The organism is Fibrobacter sp. UBA2449 (genome assembly GCF_002342555.1).
GTDB lineage: Bacteria > Fibrobacterota > Fibrobacteria > Fibrobacterales > Fibrobacteraceae > Fibrobacter.
Genome location: NZ_DDQF01000010.1, coordinates 87,381 through 109,104, shown reverse-complemented (window position 1 = coordinate 109,104; position 21,724 = coordinate 87,381). Strand labels below are relative to the sequence as shown.

At 56.2% G+C, this 21,724-nt stretch carries 17 protein-coding genes; 7 read left to right on the top strand and 10 right to left on the bottom strand.

Going from position 1 to position 21,724, the window contains the following annotated elements; all coding sequences use genetic code 11:
• Window positions 1-6: 6 nt before the first annotated feature.
• The 4 genes from B4B27_RS06520 to rpsB all read right to left on the bottom strand — a co-directional run bounded on the left by B4B27_RS06520 (window position 7) and on the right by rpsB (window position 3,176).
• Window positions 7-840 (bottom strand): hypothetical protein, encoded by an 834-nt coding sequence (locus B4B27_RS06520; protein WP_290724874.1) that lies wholly within the window; start codon window positions 838-840, stop codon window positions 7-9.
• 255 nt (window positions 841-1,095) lie between these two features.
• Window positions 1,096-1,200 carry an HNH endonuclease signature motif containing protein gene (locus B4B27_RS14640; protein ID WP_349678234.1) on the bottom strand — a complete coding sequence of 35 codons (105 nt, stop codon included), beginning with the start codon at window positions 1,198-1,200 and terminating at the stop codon, window positions 1,096-1,098.
• A 352-nt stretch (window positions 1,201-1,552) separates the two neighbouring features.
• Entirely contained in the window at window positions 1,553-2,434 is an 882-nt protein-coding gene (gene tsf / locus B4B27_RS06515) for a translation elongation factor Ts (protein ID WP_072807889.1), read from the bottom strand.
• A gap of 1 nt (window position 2,435) precedes the next feature.
• Complete coding sequence (gene rpsB / locus B4B27_RS06510) at window positions 2,436-3,176, bottom strand: 30S ribosomal protein S2 (protein WP_088636615.1); 741 nt, start codon at window positions 3,174-3,176, stop codon at window positions 2,436-2,438.
• 225 nt (window positions 3,177-3,401) lie between these two features.
• Between rpsB and B4B27_RS06505 the strand changes: the two genes are divergently transcribed.
• Window positions 3,402-5,138 carry a nuclease-related domain-containing DEAD/DEAH box helicase gene (locus B4B27_RS06505; RefSeq protein WP_290724869.1) on the top strand — a complete coding sequence of 579 codons (1,737 nt, stop codon included), beginning with the start codon at window positions 3,402-3,404 and terminating at the stop codon, window positions 5,136-5,138.
• Window positions 5,139-5,156: 18 nt separating this feature from the next.
• Here the strand turns inward: B4B27_RS06505 and B4B27_RS06500 are convergent, their stop codons facing one another.
• Entirely contained in the window at window positions 5,157-8,273 is a 3,117-nt protein-coding gene (locus B4B27_RS06500; RefSeq protein ID WP_290724866.1) for an SbcC/MukB-like Walker B domain-containing protein, read from the bottom strand.
• 3 nt (window positions 8,274-8,276) lie between these two features.
• The gene (sbcD, locus tag B4B27_RS06495; protein WP_290724864.1) at window positions 8,277-9,551 is read right to left on the bottom strand and encodes an exonuclease subunit SbcD; all 1,275 of its coding nucleotides are present in this window, start codon (window positions 9,549-9,551) and stop codon (window positions 8,277-8,279) included.
• 168 nt (window positions 9,552-9,719) lie between these two features.
• Here sbcD and B4B27_RS06490 point away from each other — a divergent pair, with 168 nt between their 5' ends.
• A complete protein-coding gene (locus B4B27_RS06490; protein ID WP_290724862.1) occupies window positions 9,720-10,475 on the top strand; it encodes a flavodoxin family protein in 756 nt (251 codons plus the stop codon).
• Between the two features lie 18 nt (window positions 10,476-10,493).
• Window positions 10,494-12,239, top strand: coding sequence for an LTA synthase family protein (locus tag B4B27_RS06485; protein ID WP_290724860.1), 1,746 nt, complete (start codon window positions 10,494-10,496; stop codon window positions 12,237-12,239).
• Window positions 12,240-12,348: 109 nt separating this feature from the next.
• Here B4B27_RS06485 and rpsI read toward each other — a convergent pair whose 3' ends face one another.
• The 4 genes from rpsI to sppA all read right to left on the bottom strand — a co-directional run bounded on the left by rpsI (window position 12,349) and on the right by sppA (window position 16,782).
• Window positions 12,349-12,753 (bottom strand): 30S ribosomal protein S9, encoded by a 405-nt coding sequence (rpsI, locus tag B4B27_RS06480; RefSeq protein ID WP_088636612.1) that lies wholly within the window; start codon window positions 12,751-12,753, stop codon window positions 12,349-12,351.
• 23 nt (window positions 12,754-12,776) lie between these two features.
• Entirely contained in the window at window positions 12,777-13,205 is a 429-nt protein-coding gene (gene rplM, locus B4B27_RS06475; protein ID WP_173380878.1) for a 50S ribosomal protein L13, read from the bottom strand.
• Window positions 13,206-13,395: 190 nt separating this feature from the next.
• The gene (locus B4B27_RS06470) at window positions 13,396-14,454 is read right to left on the bottom strand and encodes a hemolysin family protein (RefSeq protein WP_290724856.1); all 1,059 of its coding nucleotides are present in this window, start codon (window positions 14,452-14,454) and stop codon (window positions 13,396-13,398) included.
• A 15-nt stretch (window positions 14,455-14,469) separates the two neighbouring features.
• On the bottom strand, window positions 14,470-16,782 hold the full coding sequence (gene sppA / locus B4B27_RS06465) for a signal peptide peptidase SppA (protein WP_290724854.1): 2,313 nt from the start codon (window positions 16,780-16,782) through the stop codon (window positions 14,470-14,472).
• A 65-nt stretch (window positions 16,783-16,847) separates the two neighbouring features.
• Here sppA and B4B27_RS06460 point away from each other — a divergent pair, with 65 nt between their 5' ends.
• The 4 genes from B4B27_RS06460 to B4B27_RS06445 are packed head-to-tail and all read left to right on the top strand — an operon-like array spanning window position 16,848 to window position 21,722.
• Window positions 16,848-18,944, top strand: coding sequence for a polysaccharide biosynthesis tyrosine autokinase (locus tag B4B27_RS06460; protein ID WP_290724852.1), 2,097 nt, complete (start codon window positions 16,848-16,850; stop codon window positions 18,942-18,944).
• A 2-nt stretch (window positions 18,945-18,946) separates the two neighbouring features.
• Complete coding sequence (locus B4B27_RS06455; RefSeq protein ID WP_290724850.1) at window positions 18,947-19,672, top strand: IspD/TarI family cytidylyltransferase; 726 nt, start codon at window positions 18,947-18,949, stop codon at window positions 19,670-19,672.
• Window positions 19,673-20,983, top strand: coding sequence for a CDP-glycerol glycerophosphotransferase family protein (locus tag B4B27_RS06450; RefSeq protein WP_290724848.1), 1,311 nt, complete (start codon window positions 19,673-19,675; stop codon window positions 20,981-20,983). It begins immediately after the preceding gene.
• Window positions 20,976-21,722 carry a glycosyltransferase domain-containing protein gene (locus tag B4B27_RS06445; protein WP_290724846.1) on the top strand — a complete coding sequence of 249 codons (747 nt, stop codon included), beginning with the start codon at window positions 20,976-20,978 and terminating at the stop codon, window positions 21,720-21,722. Before B4B27_RS06450 ends, B4B27_RS06445 begins: the two co-directional genes overlap by 8 nt.
• Window positions 21,723-21,724 lie beyond the last annotated feature (2 nt).

Below are 21,724 nucleotides of genomic sequence, written 5' to 3'. Positions count from 1 at the left end.
TTCCAATTAATGATCAAATACCATTTTTACGGCTTCGTAATCAACTTTGTAATAATGACCTAAATAGCAAACAAATGAATTCTTATATTCAACCGCATGGTAAGAATTCAAACTAGCCCCTTCAATTTGATTATTCCATAATGTATCGCCCATTCCATCACTATTTTTTACAAACGCTCCTGCAAGGAATCGCTCATAATAAGACATTACTGTATCCTTCTTAACAGCACCTACACAATACTCAACCCCTTCGTGCACCCACAAATCAGAACAGCCTTCAGCAAAATCATCAAGTTTTTCATATCCCATTATTTCCTTTCTTTTTACATCCACAATTGCATAACCGCAATTTTCAGTACTCCCCACCAAGCGCCATTTCCCATCTCCCCAAATTCGAATCGATTTTATTTTCTCTTGCGTATTACATCCAGACCAAGAAAAAGCACCAAGTTTTTCAAAATTTTCACCAATCGTCCATTTAAAAAAAGAGCCATCAGATTTCCTGAAAACAATGACCGTTGAATCATCAACCAAATCATATACATCAAAAAAATCCATTTTATCCGTACGCCAACTTTTCCAAACGACATTGTTTGTATAAAAATTTTCAACTGATAGGAACAACCCCATATCTTTATCCGAACATTCTTCTCCAAGTGGTTTATGAATACACGTTTCCTCGATTTCATCTGTTACATAAACCGCAAGTGAATCTGAAATAAACCCAATCAATTTGCCACGTGAAGCATCTCCAACAGATTCATTCCAACACCCCCACATGCATACACATGCAAGCACAGCCAAAGCAACAACGCGTAGCCTTCTAATTTCAACCATCATAAAGGAGACCTCCTTTACCACCAGTCCAAGACCAGGAACAGTTCGGGAATATGCGACGACAATCACATGTAAATATACTCTATATTTTATACAAAATCAAGTACAGCAGAGGACGATTTCTTCAATCTAGGCGAACTTGCCAAAACAGGATGCACGCCAACGGCACTTGCGTCCTGCAAGTGTTCCATCCTAGCCAAAGTCCGTTTTTACCTTTACCCAATCCTTTAGATTTAGCTCATTCTTCTAATCTAGCCCCTACTTGTTACTTTTCCTTCTGTTGCAATCCCTACATAACATTTGGCAGTTCATGTCGACGGCCAGGCCGCCTCCGCACCATGGCGTGATATGGTCGGCTTCCATTTGCGACAGTTCGAAACGTTGTCTGCAAGCACACGAATGGATAGGATACGTTCATCACTCGTCAATAAATACGGATAAACCCCTTGCTTGTTGGCCTCATCAACATCCTTGATAAGCCCGGGCGTTGCGAGTGCGGCGACTGAGCACCCAGCAGTGGGGGTAGCGGAATACCTGACCGGGGTGGGCTTGGAACAATATTCCCGAAGGGAGTGACTATAAGGGCGGGGCCGGGGCTGGAGCGAGGGGGACACCTCCCCCCTTCTCATAAAAAGTGGCCGCCCCGGACGGGACGACCACTTTAAACTGTAGCCAGAGATTGCTTCACCCCTACGGGGTTCGCAATGACAAGCTCTTAGTTACCGCGTTCGAAGCGGATGAAGTTCACGACCTTCAGGCTGGAAAGACCGAGCTGCTTGGCAACGACTTCCTGGAGGTAGTCCTTGACGCTGAGCTTCTTCGGGTTCTTTTCGGACATGAAGAATTCCTGATCTTCGAGAACGATTTCCTTGAGGACCTTAGCCACGCGGCCATCGATCTGGCGCTGCATGAACTCAGGCTTGGTCTGCTTGCCGGAAGCTTCGATCTGGGCCTTGGCAATTTCCTTTTCCTTCTCGATCGTTTCGGCCGGAACGGAAGCATCGTTCAGGGCAACCGGAGCAAATGCGGCAGCCTGCATAGCGATGTCCTTGGCGGCAGCCTTGAGGGCGGCTTCGTCGGCAGAGCCTTCGAAAGCGAGCTCGGTAATCACACCGATCTTGCCCTTCATGTGGCTGTAGACACCGAACACGGAATTCGGGACCTTCTTGAGTTCGCCGAACTTGCGGAAGTCGATGTTTTCCTGGATCTTCACGAGAACGTCGGCGAGGCGGTCGGCAATCTTCACGCCGTCGACGACAGCGTTCTTGAGGTCTTCGACGGAGGAGATGGCCTGCGTTTCCACGGCCTTGACGGCGAGGTTTGCGAGAGCGACGAAGTCATCGTTGTTGGAAACCGGTTCGGTTTCGCAAGAGAGTTCGAACGCAGCAGCCTTGTCGGCAGTTTCCACGAGGTAGATGCGGCCTTCCTTGGCAGCCTTGTCGGCGCGCTTTGCAGCAACGGCGGCACCCTGCTTGCGGAGGAGCTCGACGGCCTTGTCCATGTCACCGTCAGTTTCGGTGAGGGCCTTCTTGCACTGCATCATGCCCACGCCAGTCTTCTGGCGGAGTTCGTTAACGAGGGAAGCGGTAATCTGCATATTACTTGTCCTCGCCGTTGTCGAACTTCTTGGGTTCTTCCTTGTCGGCCTTCTTGTCGTTGGCGACGCGGGCCTTGACGTTGGCGGCGATGTAGTCCACAATGAGCTTGATGGACTTCACGGCGTCGTCGTTAGCCGGCACGGGGTAATCCACGAGGGTCGGATCGACGTTCGTGTCGCAGATGCCGATGATAGGAATGTGGAGGCGACGGGCTTCGGCCACGGCAATCTTTTCGTGGGCGAGGTCGGTCACGACCAGGAGACCCGGAAGGTTCACCATTTCACGGATGCCACCGAACACGGAAAGGAGCTTTTCGCGTTCGCGGTTCTTGTCGAGCACTTCCTTCTTGGAGAGGGCCTGGAACGTACCATCCTGTTCCATGGCGTCGATCTTGTCGATCTTCTTGATGGACTTGCGGACCGTCTGGAAGTTGGTGAGCATACCGCCGAGCCAGCGGTTGGTAACGGAGAACTGGTTGCAGGCGGCAGCGGCGTCGAGCACGCACTGACGGGCAGTGGGCTTGGTGCCGACGAAGAGCACGGTCTTGCCAGATTCAGAAATCTTGGCGGCGGCCTTGGCGGCTTCTTCGAGGAGGTCGCGAGTCTTGGACAGGTTGAGAACGTAGATACCGTTCTTCTCGGCCAAGATGTAGGGTTTCATTTTCGGGTTCCAGCGCTGAGTCTGGTGACCAAAGTGGGAGCCTGCTGCAAGCAGATCTTCAACGGAAGGCAGATTTGCCATAATGTATTCCTTTTCGGTTGTTACTACCCGGCATGCAAATAAGCCGCGAAGCGATGCCCTGACTTGGGGTGAACCTCAGGCCCAGGACCGCGCCACCGAAGCGACTCTCGCAAACCGGTGATTGGTTTTACCCGGGCGAAATTGCCCGAGCGGGTGCAAATATAGAAAATCGAAGGAGTGGTGTCTAATGTATATTTGAACGAAAAAGCCGTAAAAAGAGCCCCCATGTCCACTATCCGCAAAAGAATTTCCTCGAATTCCACGTCCCGTTCGGAACAAACCCTCTTCGACACCGCCGTCTGCCTGAATGACGCCTGGGATGTCTGGATGAACGTCCAACTGAACTTCGCCGTCAAGAAGAGCGGCACGAGCATAGACCACGAGGTGGACTGCATCCTGTACCACCGGAAATACGGGATGCTCCTGATCGAATGCAAGGACGGGCACATATCCACGGAGGAAGCCCAAGGCACCGAAAAGGGGGTCATCTGGAAACAGGGGAACCGCATCATGGAGCGCTCCCCCATCGAACAAATCAAGGCAAGCACCCATCCGCTCCACGACTACTTCAGCGAGATGTTCCCCAAGGCCGGCCACCAGTACAACAGGATCCGCGTGCAGTGGGCGGTATGCTTCCCCGACATGGACAGCACGGGAAGGATCGGCAACAACGCGCTGCAGCCCCGGCACGCCATTTTAAAGTCCGACCTCAAGAGCTACAACACCCTCGAACGCAAGGTCAGGAAGATTCTCGAGACAGGGGAACTGTCATATGGCGGAAAGCCCTTCCCGAACGACGAGCTGAGCGACGAAGACTATGACAGACTTATCAGTTTTTTGGGCTGCTTCGACGAACCCAGCTGGCCCGAACTCTGGGAAATGGAATCCAGGGCCCGCGTGGCACCCACCGCCTTCCAGGAAATGCTGATGGAATCCATCACCCGCAATCCGCGCATGCAGATCGAAGGGGTCGCCGGATCGGGCAAGTCCCTGCTGGTGCAATGGGAAACCCGCCGCCTCGCACGCGAAGGAAAGCGCGTCGCCGTGCTCTGCTACAACGACCTGCTGGCAGAACAGATGCGGCAGAACTTCAAGAACCTGGGACTCGACGAGAGCCAGGCCGTGGCGACAAGTTTCCACAAGCTGGCCGCCAAGTACGCACGCATCGCAAAGGTAGCGGGAGTCCCCCGCCGCGAACCGGAAGACGATGCCGCCAAATCGGAATATTACGACGCCGTCGTCGCAAGCCTGCCCGGTGCGCTAAAGACTCTCCGGGACAAAAAGAAGAACCTGTTCTTTGACGCGCTCGTCATCGACGAGGGGCAGGATTTCGAGAATAGGTGGCTCGATTCGGTCCTGCAACTCCTGAAGGATCCGCAAAAGGGAACCGTCCGCTTTTTCTACGACCCGAACCAGACCATCTACAAGGACCGGGACGTGCTGGGAAACAGGACCATCGGCGCAATGCCCGTGATGGTACTCAAGCGCGGTTTCCGCTGCACCAAGCGAATCCTGGAATGGGTCCACGACACAACCGACATCAGGATCCCGTGCTACGAGAACACCCCGGAAGGGCGGCCCGTGGATGTGCGGACATACACCGAGCCCAAGGAACAAGAGGAACTGCTGCTCAAGGAAATCGAGCGGCTCCACAAGAAGGGAGTAACCTCCGAGGACATCCTCGTCGTCTCGCTACGCAGCCGCAAGAATTCAGGACTTGCCTCCCTGAACAACGACACTTTCCGATGGAGCGACATCAGCGATTCCCTGAACGGGGCCGTCATCAACATCGTATCGGCCTACCGCTACAAGGGACTCGACAAGCGCGTGGTTATCCTGACGGACCTGGAACCCTCCAAGAACGGCCCGGGATACCCCCACAGCAACGCACACCTGATCCTGGTCGGAGCGACAAGGGCCAAGGAGCACCTGGTCGTGTTCCGGCAAAGGCACAGGATATAGGCGCCAGCGCAGGCTCCGTTACGCCACCCGCGTGACGCCGGGGCCGGTTATCGTGCTGTGGCCCTTCTGGCTGGTACTGCGATCCAGCATGATTTTCTGGTTGATGCTGTTCACCACCGATTCCACGTGGGTGATGATTCCGAGCATCTTTCCTTCGCGTTGCTGGCAGCGGAGGCAGCTCATCACGTCTTCCAGGGTGACGTCGTCCAGCGTGCCGAAGCCTTCGTCCATGAAGAGTGATTCCACGCGCACGTTGCGGCTCGCGAAGTCGGCAATCCCGAGGGCAAGCGAGAGACTCACCAGGAACTTTTCGCCACCGGAGAGGTTCGAGATACGGCGGGCACTGTCGAATTCCGAATCGACCACCTTGAAGCCGAGGTTTCCTTCGGCGACAAGCCTGAAGCGGTCCTTGACAATCGCCAGGTGCTTGTTGGCGAGCTTCAGGAGCGACTTGAAGGTTAGCCCCTGCACGAAAGTGGCGAAGTCGCTGCCGTCCATTACGCCGAACCATTCTCCCATCGCCTCCCAGCGGGAAAGTTCCGCCTTCTTCGCGTCGAGATCCTTCTGCAGAATCTGCAACTGGGCGACGTTTTCTGTATAGGCTTTCACGCGGGCGCGTGCCGCACCCGATGAGCCTTGCAGTTCGCCGAGTTCCTTTTCGACGGCAGCCTTCCCTTCGGTAAGGGCCTGCAGGGGCGTCTCGTCGGAGCGTTCCGCCTTCAGTTTTTCGAGGGCCTCGGTTGCCGCCTGCTTCTTGCCGGTTGCGGTAGCGATGGCAGCGTCGATGCGCTTCTTTTCGTTCTGCAACTTCGTGAATTCGGCTTCTTGCAGCAATGCGGCCTGGAAGGCGGCTTCGTCGGCGAAACCCTTCGCGGCGATTGCATTCATGAACTTTTCGGTTGCAGTCTTGATCTCGCCCGCGGTCTTTTCGAGTGAACCCTTGAGCGCCGCGATTTGCGTATTGAGTTCGTTGAGCCTGTTTTCGATATTGCGGAACGCCTTGTCGGCAGCGTCATACTTGCTGACGGCCGCATTCTTGCGGGTAGCCGCTTCCTTCGCGACAGCTTCCACGTCCTTGTCGCCGAACTTCTCGCTGCGGGATTTGCGGAGCTCGTCCAGTTTGCGGGAGGCATCTTCAAAGGTTGCGGATTCCTTTTCGAGATTGTCCTTTTCGTTCTGGACCTTCCTGCCGTACATTTCTACGTTGTTGCGGGTAATGGCAAGATCATTCGAAAGTTTATCAAACTTGGTCTTGTTTGCGGTGAACTGCTGCTGGCGCAATTTCAGGTCGGCAAGAATGCTGTCCGCTTTCGCAAGGTCAAATTCAGCCCAGGGCTTCCAGAGTTCCGCCACCTTTTCGCTCGCCTCGTTTTTCTGGCCGGTCAGCGATTCGATGTTTTCGCTTGCCGCATTTTCGGCGGTCGACGCGCGGCTCCGGGCATTTTCGTACTTCCCGAGTTTTGCATCCACGTCCAGCATCTTCGTGTGCAGTTCGTGAATCTTCTCGGCGGTGTTGCGCACGCGGGATTTGTCGGCTTCCGTTTCCTCCGAGTGTCCGCAGGCGGGATGTTCCGTAGAACCGCATACCGGGCATGCCTTGCCTTCTTCCAGGTGATTCTGGATGACGTTGGCGAGCGCGAGGATATCGTTCCGGAACAGTTCGTTCTGCTGTTCGAGAAGTTCCTGCTTGAGCGCGTTTGCGTCATTGAGACCTTCTTCTGCCTTTTTCAAGTCTTCTGCGGCGACCTTTTTCGCCTTCTCCTCGTCGGCGATTTTCTTGTCGAACCCGCGGATGCTTGCGACAAGCGTTTCGCTCTGCGGGATGATTCCTGCGAGTTCCGCATCCTTCGCGTTCGCTTCTTGGGACTGTGCGAGGGATTCGACCTGCGGTTCGAGCGACTTGATGGCGTCCTGCGCCTTTTTCAGTTCCGCTTCTGCCTCGGAAAGAGTCTGTGCTGCGGTCTTCTTGCGGCTTTCGGCATTGGCCTTCACGCTTGTCGCATTTTTCACGTCCTGATCGAGCTTGCGGATTTCGTTCCAGAGCGCTTCGTTTTCGGCGATAAACTGCTCGGCGGCCGTCTTCTCCTTTTCGGCGATGGCCTTGTTATCGCCTGCGGTTTTCAGGTCGCTTGCCACCTGCGGGAGCTGCTTCTGGAAATTTTCGAGTTTCGCCTTTTCGTCTGCCTCGTGCTTGCGGAATCCCTGCAGTTCCGTATGGAGCGTCGCGCATTCGCGGGCCTTCTCGGCATCTGCAAGCCGCTTCTCGTTGCCGGCGAATTCGCTCTTGTCCTTGTTCGCGCTTGCAAGTTCGGTTTCCGCGCTTTCCAGGCTGCGGATGCATTCGTTCATCGAGTTGCGCCAGGTGATTCGGGCTTCGAAATCCTTCTTCTTGTCCGTGAGTGCCTTTTCCTTGTCCGCGACTTCTGCAAGCAGGGCTTTGTCCTTCGCGATGTCCTCGGCCTTGGGCATGGTGTTGTTCAGCGAATCGAATGCCGCCTGCGAAGCGTCCTTTGTCGCCTTCGCCTCGCGCCTGTGATCGCCCACCTTCTTTCCGATGCGGCGGTACTTTTCGGTACCATTCAGTTTTTCGAGGATGTCGGCGCGTTCTCTTTCGTCGCTGGTGAGGAACTTGCTGAATTCGCCCTGCGCGAGCATGATGGAACGGCAGAACTGCGAGTAGTCCAGCTGGATGACTTCGGCATTCGCCTTGCCCAGTTCGCCGTTCTTGCCGGTATTGCCGTCAAAAACCGGGTTTTCCGGACTCTCGATAGACCAGACTTTTCCATGGGCGGGCTGCAGGTTGCCATCGGCCTTGTCGCGGGCGCGGCGCTGGTTCCATTCCGACACGTAGGTGCCCTTGCGGCAGCGGTACGTGACGCGGGCGAAACAGGTGCCCTTGTCCGATGTCATGACGGCATTACCGTCATTGCCGCTGTAGATCGTTCCCTGGCGCGGGGTGGCGCCGTAGAGGGCAATCGTGATGGCATCGAGAATGCTCGTCTTGCCCATGCCCGTCTTTCCGCTGATGACGAAAAGGCTGTGGTCCAGTTCGCTGTAGGAGGGGTCGGTAAAGTCGATGCACCACTTGCCGGCGAGACTGTTGATATTTTCGAATTCGACTTTCAGAATCTTCATATATTAGGCCTCCTCGCTGCCGGTTTCGTTGTTGACTTCTTCGACCACTTGCCTGAAGAGCGGGAGATATTCATCGAGGGCCTTCTGGATACTTTCGTCCATTTCGGGCGCACCCATCCTGCTCATCACGAGACGCTTGAACACTTCCTCATCGGTAAGGACGTCGACCGATTCGAGCGTATCGTCCGAGAAAGTATCTGCAGCAAGGGTGTCGGCGCGTTTCACCTTCTTGCTCACGACCTCGAACGGGGCGCCTTCCAGCACGGATTCGAGCGCTTCGTTGATGCTCACGCCCGGTGCGTAGTCGTACACGACTTCCACCATCAGGGGCTTTTCTGCGGGCGCATTTTTCAGCTGGTTCAGCTGCATGACGATATCCCCGACAGAGCCCGATACGCGCAGGAACTTGAAGTACTGCGGGGTCTCGATTTTCTGCACAGCGGGTTCTGCGCCCTTCTGCAGGTCGACACAGAGGATATGGTGCGGGATGCTTGCCTCGTCAAAGCCGAGCACGAACGGCGAGCCAGAATAACGCACCTTCGGATTTTGTGCCACCTTGGTGGTGTAGTGGATATGCCCAAGGGCCACATAGTCGAAGCCTTCCGGGAAAACGGAGACGGGGATTGTACCGAGGTTCCCGACGATGTCGCGCATGCCGTGTTCCTTCGCATCCTTGCCCTCGTCGTTTTCGGGGCGGCCTTCCAGCCTGGAGGCGTACAGGTGGCCTGTAGCCATAATGGGGATATCGCGGCCGGCGCGCAGCTTTTCGGCGGCATCATAAACGGCACTGTAGAGCCCGCTGTATGTGCTTTGGGCGAAATCCACTGCGTCTTCGGGCTTGAAACGGCGCAGTTCCGTTTCGCGTACATACGGGACTGCGGCGCCGATGCCCACGACGTTCCCGCTGGCATCCGTCAATTCCTTTACGAGTTCTTCTACGGGGCGTTCCCCGAGGGAGCCTACCATCTGGATATTGAGGGCGTCGAGCAGGTCGCGCGGGGCGTCGAGCAGTGCGCCCGAGTCGTGGTTCCCGCCGATGAGGACGATATTCTTGCAGTCCGTTTCGAGCAGGGAGGCGAGAAACCGGAAATACTGCCTGCGCGCCTCGACGGGCGGGTTGGTGGTATCGAAGATGTCCCCCGCCACCACAAGGCACTGCGCCCCGAGTTCCACGATGCGTTCCTTGAGCCAGGCGAGGAACTGCTCGGTTTCTTTTTGGCGGTCGATGTCGTGCATCGAATTGCCCAGGTGCCAGTCGGCTGTGTGTATGAACTTCATGTTCTTCCTTTCCGGCCCGGAGCCGGAGTTCTTTATCACTTCAAATATAGTATCGTCAGGATGTCATAAAATGTCAAATGACTTTAGCTTTTTTTCAAACCTCTAAAAAACACTCGGGAACCTGCGCATGCAATCTCCTTCTTGCTGTTTTTTTCTAAATTTGGGCGCATGACAGAAAAGAAGAAGATTCTCGTGATGGTCGCAAGCCCGAAGAACGAACGCAGCGGGACGCTTATCCCCACGAAGGCGTTCGTGCAGGGGCTCGAAGAGAACGGCGACTACGAAACCGAGTACCTCTTCATCGACCGCCTGAACATCAAGCCCTGCCGCGGGTGCCTCAGCTGCTGGGGCCGCCCCGACGGAAGCTGTTTCATCAAGGACGACGACATCCCGATGGTGCGCGAGAAGCTCATCAACTCCGATATCGTCATCTGGAGTTTCCCGCTGTTCCTGTTCAGCATCCCCGGGCAGATGAAGGTCCTGATGGACCGCATCGTGGGCATGGTCCACCCCTACATGGGCCAGAAGCTCAAGGATGGCGCGAACGCACTCAACTCGCACCTGCATGGGCTCCAGTTCCAGAAAGAAGGCCAGAAAATCATCCTGCTTTCGAGCTGCGCCTGGATGGATATCGACGTGGTTTACGAGCCCATCCGCAAGCAGTTCGACATCATTCTCGGGCACGAGGGATACACGCTCATCGCCTGCCCGCAGATGCGCGCACTCGACCACCGCGGTGGCCCGCGCCGCCTCAACATGCTTCGTGAAAAGTACCGCAAGGGCGGCGCAGAACTTGCAACTACCGGCAAACTCTCGCAGGAAGCAATCGACCTGATGCAGAAGCCCATCTTCAGCGACGATGCCTACGTGACGCTCGTGACCGAGTTCGTCACGCACATGTTCGACCGCCCGGACAACTTCTAGAAACTCTGGTTTTTAGCGATGAAACTGATTGCCGCCTATATCTGCGTTTCGCTCTTTTTCGTGCTGCTCCGCGGCAAGCTGTTCTACAGGTTGGAAACCCGCAGGCAGACTGCATTCAACAGTATCCGCGTTTGCGCCGAGATGCTTGCGCTTACCTGGGTAATGTCGTACTTCACCGGGAACCCGCCCCCCTCGACAAAGCACGTGCTGTTCGCAGCAATCCTCTGGGGCGCCATATTCGCATGGAAGTTCGTCACCTTCAAGAAAACCGGTGCGCAGCCCTCATGCAAGTGGTCGTTCGCGTTCCCCATCTCCCTATTCATAATCCTGTTTGTCCGCATTTCTGCCATCTGGACATTGCGTACGTTCCCGGTAAACGACGTGGAGTCGGTCATCACGACACTCGACCTCCCGCTTGACGGCTTCACCGCGATATTCGTCAAAAGCTACCTGCTACGCGCCCTGTTGCCCATTGTCGCCCTGACCGCAGTACTTTCCTACTTCTTCGGCGAACTCTGCACCGTACTCAGGAAGCCCAGGGCCACCTGCGCCGCGTTGACCGCCGTCGGCGTCATCGCCTTTCTCGCGCTCTTCATCGAGAAAGTCCCCGTTTCCAGGTATATCGATGCCATCCAGAACGAAACTGCCGTCATGGAAAGCGACCTGCTGGAGAAATACTTCATCGACGCCGATTCCCTGCACATAACCGCGCCCGAAAAACCGCGCAACCTCATCTGGATTTTGATGGAATCCATGGAAAGCACGTTCGCAGACACGGCAAGCGGCGGCGAGGCGGCAACGAACTACATTCCCGAAATCACCCAGCTCTTCGAAAAGAACACGGGCTTCTCGCATTCCGACAGGTTCGGCGGTGGAAACGACATGCTCGGCTCGCGCAACACCATCACCGGGACATTTTCCAAGACGACGGGCATCCCGCTACTGTCACGCCTGCGCCTCAACAACAAGTTCATTCCCGGAGCAAAGAGTTTCTGGGAATCGCTGCACAAGTACGGCTACACCAACTACTTCGTGATGGGAACCGATTCCCGGTTCAACATGCAAAACTGGTTTCTGGAACAGCATGGCGTTGACGTCATCTACGACATGGTCTCCATGAAAAGCAAGCAGGATGTCGACGAGAAGTTCAGGAACATGCGCTCATTCGAGGCCGGCCTCACGGACAGGAGCCTCTATGCGGCATCGAGGGCCTACATCGATTCCATCGCAAGGAACGGCTCGCCCTTCTCGGTCTCCATCGCAACCATCAACACTCATTTCCCCTATGGATTCTACGACAAGGAATGCCTGGAGAAGCCGGAATCCGGTTCGGACGAAGACTACTACAAGGCGACCCTGCGCTGCGCCTCGCGCGAGGTGAATGAGTTCGTGGAGTGGTGCCAAAAGCAGGACTTCGCCGAAAACACGCTCATCGTCATCGTCGGCGACCACCTCTTCCCGAACAAGTTCCCCGGCAAGTTCCTGGCCAGGCCGAACATAAACAACCGCAAGTGGGTCACCATCCTGATAAACCCGACCAAGAATTCCGAAACCAGGCGCAGGCAATTCACCTCCATCGACATCGCGCCGACAATACTCGAAGCGATGGGTTTCGATATCGCCGAGCACCGGTTCGGGCTGGGAGTATCGCTGTACTCGGAAGAGAAGACCCTGCTCGAAATCTTCGGCGCGGATTCGCTCGAAAAGGAACTCCAGGCTCTTGCCCACGATCCCAAGTTCTTCAAGCGGTTCGTCCTGGAATAACTATAATAAAGAACTTCGGCAAGCAAAGCCTGCCTCGCGCACACCTGCGGTGTGCAAAAAGAAAAACCCTGGCGTCTGCCAGGGTTTTCCGTAAAAGCGATTTCGCAGATTAGCGCTTGCTGAACTGGAAGTGCTTACGGGCCTTCTTGCGGCCGAACTTCTTACGTTCAACGGCACGGGCGTCACGAGTCATGAGGCCTTCCTTCTTGAGGGCGGGCTTCACTTCGGCGTCGTTGGCGACGAGAGCGCGAGAAATGCCAAGACGGACAGCGCCCATCTGGCCGGCGATTCCACCGCCGCGAGCGGTGACTTCGACGTCCCATTCTTCCGCGTTGCCGAGGATGGCGAACGGAAGGTTGGCAATCATGTTCTGCACTTCGGAATGGAAGTAATCCTTGAAATCACGACCATTGATAGTGCGCTTGCCGGTACCCGGCTTCAGGATCACAGCGGCGATGGCGTTCTTGCGGCGGCCCGTGCCACGGTAGATCTTCTTGTTCTTTGCGGTAGCGATAGAGGTATCCTCCGTTCTAAAGATTAGAAGTCAACGACTTCGGGGTTCTGCGCAGCGTGCGGATGTTCGGCGCCGGCATAGATTTTGAGTTTCTTAACCATCTTGTGGCCAAGAGCGCTGTGAGGGAGCATACCCCAGATGGCAGCGGTCAGCGGGGCGGTCGGATCCTTAGCCATGAGGTCGGCAAAGTTGATCCAGCGTTCGCCGGCGATGTGACCGGTGTGGTGGAAGTATTCCTTCTGCAGGTTCTTGTTGCCGGAAACGGCAACCTTGCCGGCGTTGATGACAACAACGAAGTCACCAGTGTCGACGTTCGGGGAATAGATGGCCTTATGCTTGCCCATGAGGAGGCGAGCAACTTCGCTTGCAACGCGTCCCATCGGCTTGTCAGCGGCATCCACAAGCTTCCACTTGCGGGTGACGGACTTCGGGTTTACCGTAATGGTCTTCATGTAAATCCTCTAGGTGAATTAGATTCCCGGACATCGGCGCCCAGGAAAAGCAAGACAAATATAGATGGATTCGGCAAGGGAATCAAGGGTAAAAAATCGAATTTTTCAAGAAAAGTCCGTAAAATCGGCAATTTTTATTCTACTAATTGCATGAATTAGTAGAATTATATCAACATTTTACAAAAAAACGTCATTTCTTAGGGCGGTTCTTGCGGATGAACGCCAGGGCCTTGCTCCGGCGGCGGGCGGTCTCCTGCAGGTTCACGGATTCGTCGTACTCGTCCACGATTTCGCGGCCGAGGATTTCTTCGAGCACGTCCTCGAGACTCACGATGCCCGCGATGGCGCCGAACTCGTCCACCACGCCCACCATGTGTCCGCGCTGCTTCAAGAACCGGAGCAAGAGCTTGTCGAGCATGACGCTGTCGGGAATGAGCTGCAAGGGACGCATGAGCTTGCGGAGCTTCACGTCGCGGTTTCCCTCGGCAAGCTGGTTGTAGGCATCGCGCCTGAGCACGATCCCGATCCACTCGTCCTTCTTTTCGCCATGGAGCGGGATGCGGGAGAAAGGCCAGTTGCCGCGCTCGTCGAGCGTCTCGCCGATGGTCTTGTCGGCAGGGAGGCTGAACACCACCTGGCGGGGCGTCATCACCTTGCGCGCGGGCACGGACTTGAGCGACAGGATATTCTTGATAACGGATGCCTGCTGGCGGTCGATGACATCTTCGCGGAGCCCGAGACTCACGAGGCTGTTGATGTCCTCGACGCTCACGTCCTTCTTCTCCTCGTCCTCGTGCGTCCAGTGCTTGGTGAGCGTAAGGCACAGCCAGATGAGCCCCGTCCACCCGAGAATCTTCGTAATGTAGTAGAACGGCACCGCGACGAGCGGGGCGAACGTCTTCGCCTGTTTCACGCCGAGCGTCTTGGGAGTGATTTCACCGAAGAGGAGAATGAGAATCGTGAGGACAATCGGGAGCGCCATCGCGCCGGTAGAGGAGAGGCGCTTCACCGCGAGCGCCGTCGCAAGCGAGGCTCCCACCGTGTTCGCGACCGTATTCACGATAAGCACCGAGGCGATGTAGCGATCGATATTTTCCTTAACGTGCGTGAGGTACTTGGCCGTAAACTTCTTGTTCTTCTGCAGGAACTCAACCGTCGCAGGCGGCACACTATAGAAAGAAGCTTCCGTCACGGAACAGAACGCCGAGGCGGCAAGGCAACAGAGGACTGTAACGACAATGGCTAGCATATTCGCGTCCGGCGGCTAGAGGCCCCCTCCCAACAGCGATTGTTCCAAGAGCGCAGGATCAACCGCCCAGAACTGCACACGATCCAGGTCCGAAAGCGTTTCGAGGAGAGCCTTCGCGGAGACGTCCGGCACGATGTCCGATTTCCCGGTCGAAAGCGAAACAAGCTCTATTTCGGAGCGCTCGCTAATTCCTGCGAGCCTACGGGCTTCTTCGATGGCATTTTCGATGCCTCCGATTCCCTGCACGAGGCCGTATTTGTGAGCCTTCCAGCCGACAAACACGCGGCCGCCGCCATAGGCGCTATCGACAGTTGCGTCGGCAATCCCGGTCGCCTTCGAGACGACGCCCACGAACCTTGCGTAAAACTCGTCCATGTAATCCTGGAGGGCCTTCCTCTCGTCGTCCGTCCACGGGCGCGTGAAGGTTTCGGCATCGGCATGCTCGTGCGTCTTGACCGTTTCCACCTTCAGGCCAAGCTTGCTCATGAGCCCGGAAGCGTCGATCTTCCCGCCGTAGATGCCGATGCTCCCGACAATGGAAAACGGCTCCGCGAAAATCGCGTCCGCACCGCAAGCGATATAGTAGGCGCCCGAGGCCCCGACACTGCCGATGCTTGCAACCACGGGAATCCCGCGGGCCTTCACGGCTTCGAGGGCGGCCCAGATTTTGTCGGACGCAAGTGCGCTCCCTCCCGGGGAAGAGATGCGGAGCACAAGCGCGTCGGCCACGCCGGGCAGGCGGTTGAGCGCCGCCGAGACTTCCGCTTCCATGCGGGAATCAATGGTGCCGTCGATATTCAGGAGCGCGATTTTCGAGCGGCGCGACCAGCTTTCGGTAAAGATCTTCCTGGATGTCGGGTTCCAGTCCCTGTAGCGCGCCTGCGGGGCATCGACATCGAAGAAAGTCTTGAGCGCATAGGCGGGGACCTGGTCGATGTAGAGGAGCGTATCCACGAGGCCGGCCTTTTTCGCCGCCGAAGCGGAGATTACCGGAATCGTGGCGAGAGAATCGAGCGGTTTCTTCGTCGCGTAGGCATCATGGGCATTGTTCGACTTGCGGCCCGCAACCAGCATGGAGGTGAAGTCCCAAAGGTCCTTGTAGAGTACGGTCCTGTTCTCGCGGGCTTCCGCAGACATGGAATCGGCCACGTAGGGTTCCACCGCCGACTTGTAGTCACCATGCTTGAGGAACTCCACCTTCACGCCCAGCTTGTCGAGGAGGCCCTTGTAAAAAAGCGTATTCCCGCCGAGACCGCGCCAGGTCAGGTGCGCCGAAGGTTCTGCAACAATGCGGTCGACCGACGCCGCAGCCACGAGCACAGACAAACGAATATCATCGACATAGGCGACCACCTTCGTGCCACGGGCCTTGAGTCTCATGACGTAACCATAGATTTCACTCGAGACCCCCAGGTTCCCGCGGTAGCCCGAAAAGTCGAGAATCACGAGACCAGCAGCCGGGTCGAGCATCAGGTGTTTGAACAAATTACGCACCTTGGAAAGTCCGATGTCGCGGCTCCCGATAAACGGTATGGCTTCGCTCTTTTCCACCACGTCGGTATTGAGGGGAACGCGCACGACCTGCGCAAAGCGCGACGCCTTCGGGTTCCTTGCGGAATGGTAGCCCCACGCCCCGCGTTTCGGGAGCATGTCGTCGAAGAAGGTGAGCGCAAAATCGTTGTAGCCGCCAAGCGACGTGGCAACCGTCAGTTTCCATTCGTCATCGCCATAGAGGGGCATCCGGAAACCGAAACGGAAACCGTATATTCCGAGTTCCAGGAGCAGGCGGTGGCTTTCCCAGTTTTCCCAGTCGTAGCTCACGGAGAAATGACTTCCAAGGCGGATAGTCGCGCCCAGGTTGTGGATGCGTTCCTGCGACTGCGGCCCCAGATAGAGCAGGTTCTCGCAGGAATATCCCAGCGAGAAGAACCGTAGCGGACGGAGCAGGAACCCCTGCGTAAAAGTCCACTCCGTGCCTTCGAAATCGGCGCTGCGGAGCGCGGTCACGCGCGATCCGGAAAAGAGCATGCGGCTAAACATCGGGAACGAAAACGCGGCGTTCCATCGCGATTCGTCAAAGCCTTCTCCATCGGTGCGGTAATCAAATCCGACAGCGAGCCGTTCGAGGTTTCCCCCGACGCGGAATGCCGAAATCCCGTTGTCGTATTGGTAGTCGAGCAGGGCTCCCCTCGAATCGAACGCGGAAACACCGGCGGGGTTCCCGAAGATGCCGTGTTCGTATTCAAGCGACACAAAGCCCGATTCGCCGGGGATGTAAGCAAAAGAAAGCGCCGCAAAGGCGAAAAACAGTGCAAGGAATTTCTTCATCGCTTTTATTTTAGCAATTTTTCTATATTCATAATTATAACTATCTAAAAATTAACGGTTGTATCATGGCGTCATCAAAGAAAAAAGAAGATTCGGACTACGTCGAATTTTTCAAGGACATGGTGAAAAACTGGAAAATACTCCTCCCCTGCCTATTCATCGCAGGAGTTGTCGGTGTATTCGTCGCATTGTGGATCCGCCCCGTCTATAAGGTCGACGCCCTTTTACAGATCGAGACGAAAAACAACAAGAACATGGGAATGATGGCCGGACTCGGGAGCCTTTTCGCGACAGCCAGCCCGGCAGAGACGGAAATCGAGCTCATCATGAGCCGCCAGATTATCGGCGAAGCCGTCGAGAAGATGCACCTGCAGTATGATGCGGAACCGCTGAACAAACTCGACAGGCTGCTCCACCGTGAAGGCAGGATGGAAGTGCACCAGTTCGAAGTCCCCTGGAGCAAGTTACCCGCCGAAGAAATGGGCAAGCCCTGGTTCGCCGTGGCAAAGGACAGCGTGACCTTCGACCTTCTCGACCACAATGGAAAGAAGGTCCTGACGGGAACTCCCGGGCAGACCTACAGGACTCCCTACGCGGGCGACACCGTCTCCTTCAGCGTCTATTCGATGGAAGTCCAGCCGGGCCAGAAGTTCGCCATCACCAAGAAAAATCGCCTGAATGCCATCGGTTCGTTCAAGGGAGCCTTCTCCGTCAAGGAAAAAGGCAAGAAAACTGGCATCCTGGAATTCAGCTACCAGGATATCTACCCTGACCGCGCGACCACCATCCTGAACGAAATCGCCACGACCTACCTGCGGCAGAACGTGGAACAGCGCAATGCCGAAGCACAGAAGACGCTAGAATTTCTGGAAAAGCAGCTGCCCGAAGTCAAGGCGCAGATGGACAGTTCGCTCCTGAAGTTCAATACCTACAGGAACAAGGTCGGATCCGTCGATATCAATGCGGAAACGCGCATCGTTCTCGAGAACAGAACCAAGCTGCAGCAGGACCTGCTCGCACTCCAGCAGAAGAAGCAGAGCGCCATCAGGCTTTTCCAGCCGGAACATCCGACCATCAAGACGCTCGAAGAGCAGGAAGCGACGCTCAAGCGTGAACTTGCCGCCAACAGCAGCGCGACCAAGAAGCTCCCCGCCACCCAGCAGGAAGTTCTCAAGCTCACGAACGAAGTGGAAACGAGCAAGATCCTGTACACGACGATGCTCAACAACATCCAGCAGCTGAAACTCGTATCTGCCGGAGAAGTGGGTTCCGTCCGCATTATCGACTTCGCGGAACAGGTAAACAAGCCATCCAAGCCGAACAAGAAGATTATCGTGCTCATCGCCCTCGTCATCGGCTTTGCATTCGGCGCGGCACTCGTCCTCCTGAAAAGCAAGCTCAGCAACGGCGTCCGCGATGCGCACTTCATCGAACGCGAGACCGGGTTCAGCGTCTACGCAAAGGTCCCGAAAGGAAACCCGAACGGGACCAAGGGCACGCGCCCGCTCGCCGTGGTGGAACCCGACGACGTGGCCGTGGAATCACTACGCGCCCTCCGCAGTTCGCTTGAATTCTCGATGAGCGAAGGCAGCAAGCCCATCATCGGCGTGAGCGGACTTATCCCCGGCGTGGGCAAGAGCTTTATCTCCGTGAACCTTGCCGCCCTCTATGCGGGTCTCGGCAAGAAGGTCCTCCTCATCGACGCAGACCTCCGCAAGGGCCGCCTGCACAAGGAATTCGGCATCAAGCGCGGCAACGGGCTTTCGCAGATCCTCCTGGGCGAAGCCACGGCAAGCGATGTCGTGAAACCGACCGAAGTGGACAACCTCTTCATCATGCAGTGCGGAAACGTTCCCCCGAACCCCTCCGAGCTCCTCGGTTCGCACCACTTCACGAGCCTGATTTCGTCGATGGAAAGCGACTACGACCTCATCATCATCGACACGCCGCCTATCATGCTCGTCACCGACGCCGCCCTCGCCTGCCGCGTCGCATCGCAAATCGTGATGGTCATCGAGTACAACAGGCACAGCATCGACGCCATCCAGGACGGCATGAACCAGCTGCTCAAGGGCAACAGCACCGCCCACGCAAGCTTCGTCATCAACAAGTACGAACACGGCCATAGCGACGGTTACGGCTACAAGTACGGAAAATACTAGCGATGAATATCGGGCTCATTTTCGCCGGCGGAGTCGGCTCCAGGATGCACAGCAAGGAATTGCCCAAGCAGTTCCTGCGCATCCATGACAGGCCCATCATGGTCCACACCATCGAGCATTTCGAGCGGAATCCCGAAATCGACGCCGTGGTCGTGGTCTGCGTCGCCGAATGGATGGACTATTTCGGCAAGCTGGTCGAACAGTACCACCTGACCAAGGTGAGGAAGGTCGTTCCGGGCGGAAAGACCGGCCAGCTTTCCATCTACAACGGGCTTGTCGCCGCAAAGGAAGTCGCCGGAAACGAGAAGAGCATCGTGCTCATCCACGACGGTGTGCGCCCGCTCATCAACAGCGATCTCCTGACCAGGAACATCGAATGCGTGAAGAAATACGGGACCTCCATCACGAGCGGAATCGTGAAGGAGACCATCGTGGAAATCGACGACGAGGGAGCCATCAAGCTGGTGCCCGACCGTGCGCATTCCAGGGTAGCTAAGGCGCCGCAGTGTTTCTGGCTCGACGACATTCTCGGAGCGCACCAGAAGGCTCTCGCCGAAGGGCGAGAGGACTTCATCGATTCGTGCACCATGATGCAGCATTACGGATTCAAGCTCCACATGACCGACGGTCCGTACGAGAACATCAAGATTACGACCCCGGACGATTTCTACACGATGCGCGCAATCCTCCAGGTCAAGGAAGACGCACAGATCTACGGAATCGAGTAAATGTCCCTCAAGGCTATCCGCAATAGCGTCAGGAACTCCGACTTTCCCCTGATAAAAGGACTGCTAGGGCTCCGCAAGTCCATCCACCACGCAGCGGACAGAATCTCGCTTACGACATCCGGCATTGTCTATTACCTCTGCAGGCTGCTCCCGCTCCAGGACAAGATTGTCGGCTCCACCTTCTGGGGGCGAAAGTACGGCGACAACACACAGTTCGTGCTCGAAGAACTGCACCGGATTAACCCCGGCGCAAAGATTGCCTGGATTCGCAATTTCAAGTACAAGTACGACGTGCCCGGCTACATGAAGGTCGTCTCGCACTTTGCGCACTGGTGCACCGCCTACGAATACGCGACGGCCAAAGTCTGGCTCGACACGCACCGGTTCCCGGGCAACGCCCGCAAGCGCAAGGGCCAGCTGGTCATCGAGACATGGCACGGCGGGCTCGGCATCAAAAAACTCGACCTCGACGTGCCCAAGTTCCGCGAGATGAAGCGAGTCGTCCGCGAAGTCAACAAGACATCCGCACTGGCCGACCTGTTCATTTCCAACTCCACGCACCTCACCAGGATCTACCGCAGCGCATTCAACTATCACGGCAAGGTCTGGAAGGCGGGTTACCCAAAAAACGACGCCCTGTTCCAGGAACGCGGGCCATTCCGGAAGAAAATCCGCGACCTCTACGGCATCCCGCAAGACACGAGAATCCTGCTGTACGCCCCCACGTTCCGCGACAATTTCAACGAGGCCGGTTTTGACCGGGGGCCATTCGACATCCATTTCGACAAGTTGCAAAGCGCACTGCAGGAACGGTTCGGCGGCGATTGGAAAATCCTTGTCCGCTGGCATCCGGTCATGGCAAACAGCATGAAGGATGTCGCCGAGATATACGGCAGCTCGGTTATCGACGCGACACGCTACCCCGACATGCAGGAACTCATCATGGCGACCGACGCGATGCTCTCGGACTACTCCAGCTGCATATTCGATGCGGCGATGCTTGCAATGCCCTGCTTCATGTTCGCGACCGACTTCGAGGAATACAGGCAGGACCGCGGCGTGTATTACGAACTTGAGGACCTTCCCTTCCCCTGCGGCAGGAACAACGATGAGCTTTTGGAACGTGTGCGGAACTTCAACGCAGAAGAATACAACGCCACATGGAAGGCCTTTACGGAAAAGGTCGGCCTGCACGAGACAGGGCATGCCGCAAAGGACATCGCAACCGTAATCAACGAATTCATCAAGGGGAATTCTGCGCCCCTGAACGAAATTCAGAATGACGAGATTCCGGGAGGCGGCAATGGCTAAGGTTGCCATCTACACGGTTCTCACCGGCGGATACGACACGCTCGAACAGCCCAAGGTCATCGACGAGCGCTTCGACTACTTCTGCTTCTCGAACGACATCGAGAAGGATACCATCGGAATCTGGAAGGTCCGCAAGTTCGAAGGCGAGTTCTCTTCAAAGCAGATCGAGTCGCGCTACCCGAAAATGCACCCGTACACAGTGCTGTCCGATTACGATTACAGTGTCTACATGGACGCGAACATCCGCATCGAGACTGCCGACTTCTACAATGCCGTGATGCAGAAGATCGATACAGGCGTAGAACTTTCGGGCGTGAAGCACCCGTTCAGGAACTGCTGCTACGTCGAAGGCTATGTGGTATTCACCTACGGGCTAGACAAGTTTTCGACTATCGTGAAAGAGATGCGATTCATCCGCAAGGAAGGCCTGCCCAGGCGCTTCGGCATGTACGAGGCGAACATCATCTTGCGCAGGCACGACAGCGAGAAGGTGCGCAGGCAATGCGAGATGTGGTGGAAGATGATAAACACGTATTCGCGCCGCGACCAGCTTTCGTACCCCTACACGCTCTGGAAATCGGGAATCGCGTTCGACTACCTGCTCCCCGAAAACGAGAACGCGCGAAACTGCCCGTGGCTCTACATGGAACAGCACAAGCGCGAAAAGAACATCTGGGGAAAAAGCCTGAACCGTATCGGGCGATTTGTCTACCGCAAGCTGGTCGGGTTCGGGAAGTAGGG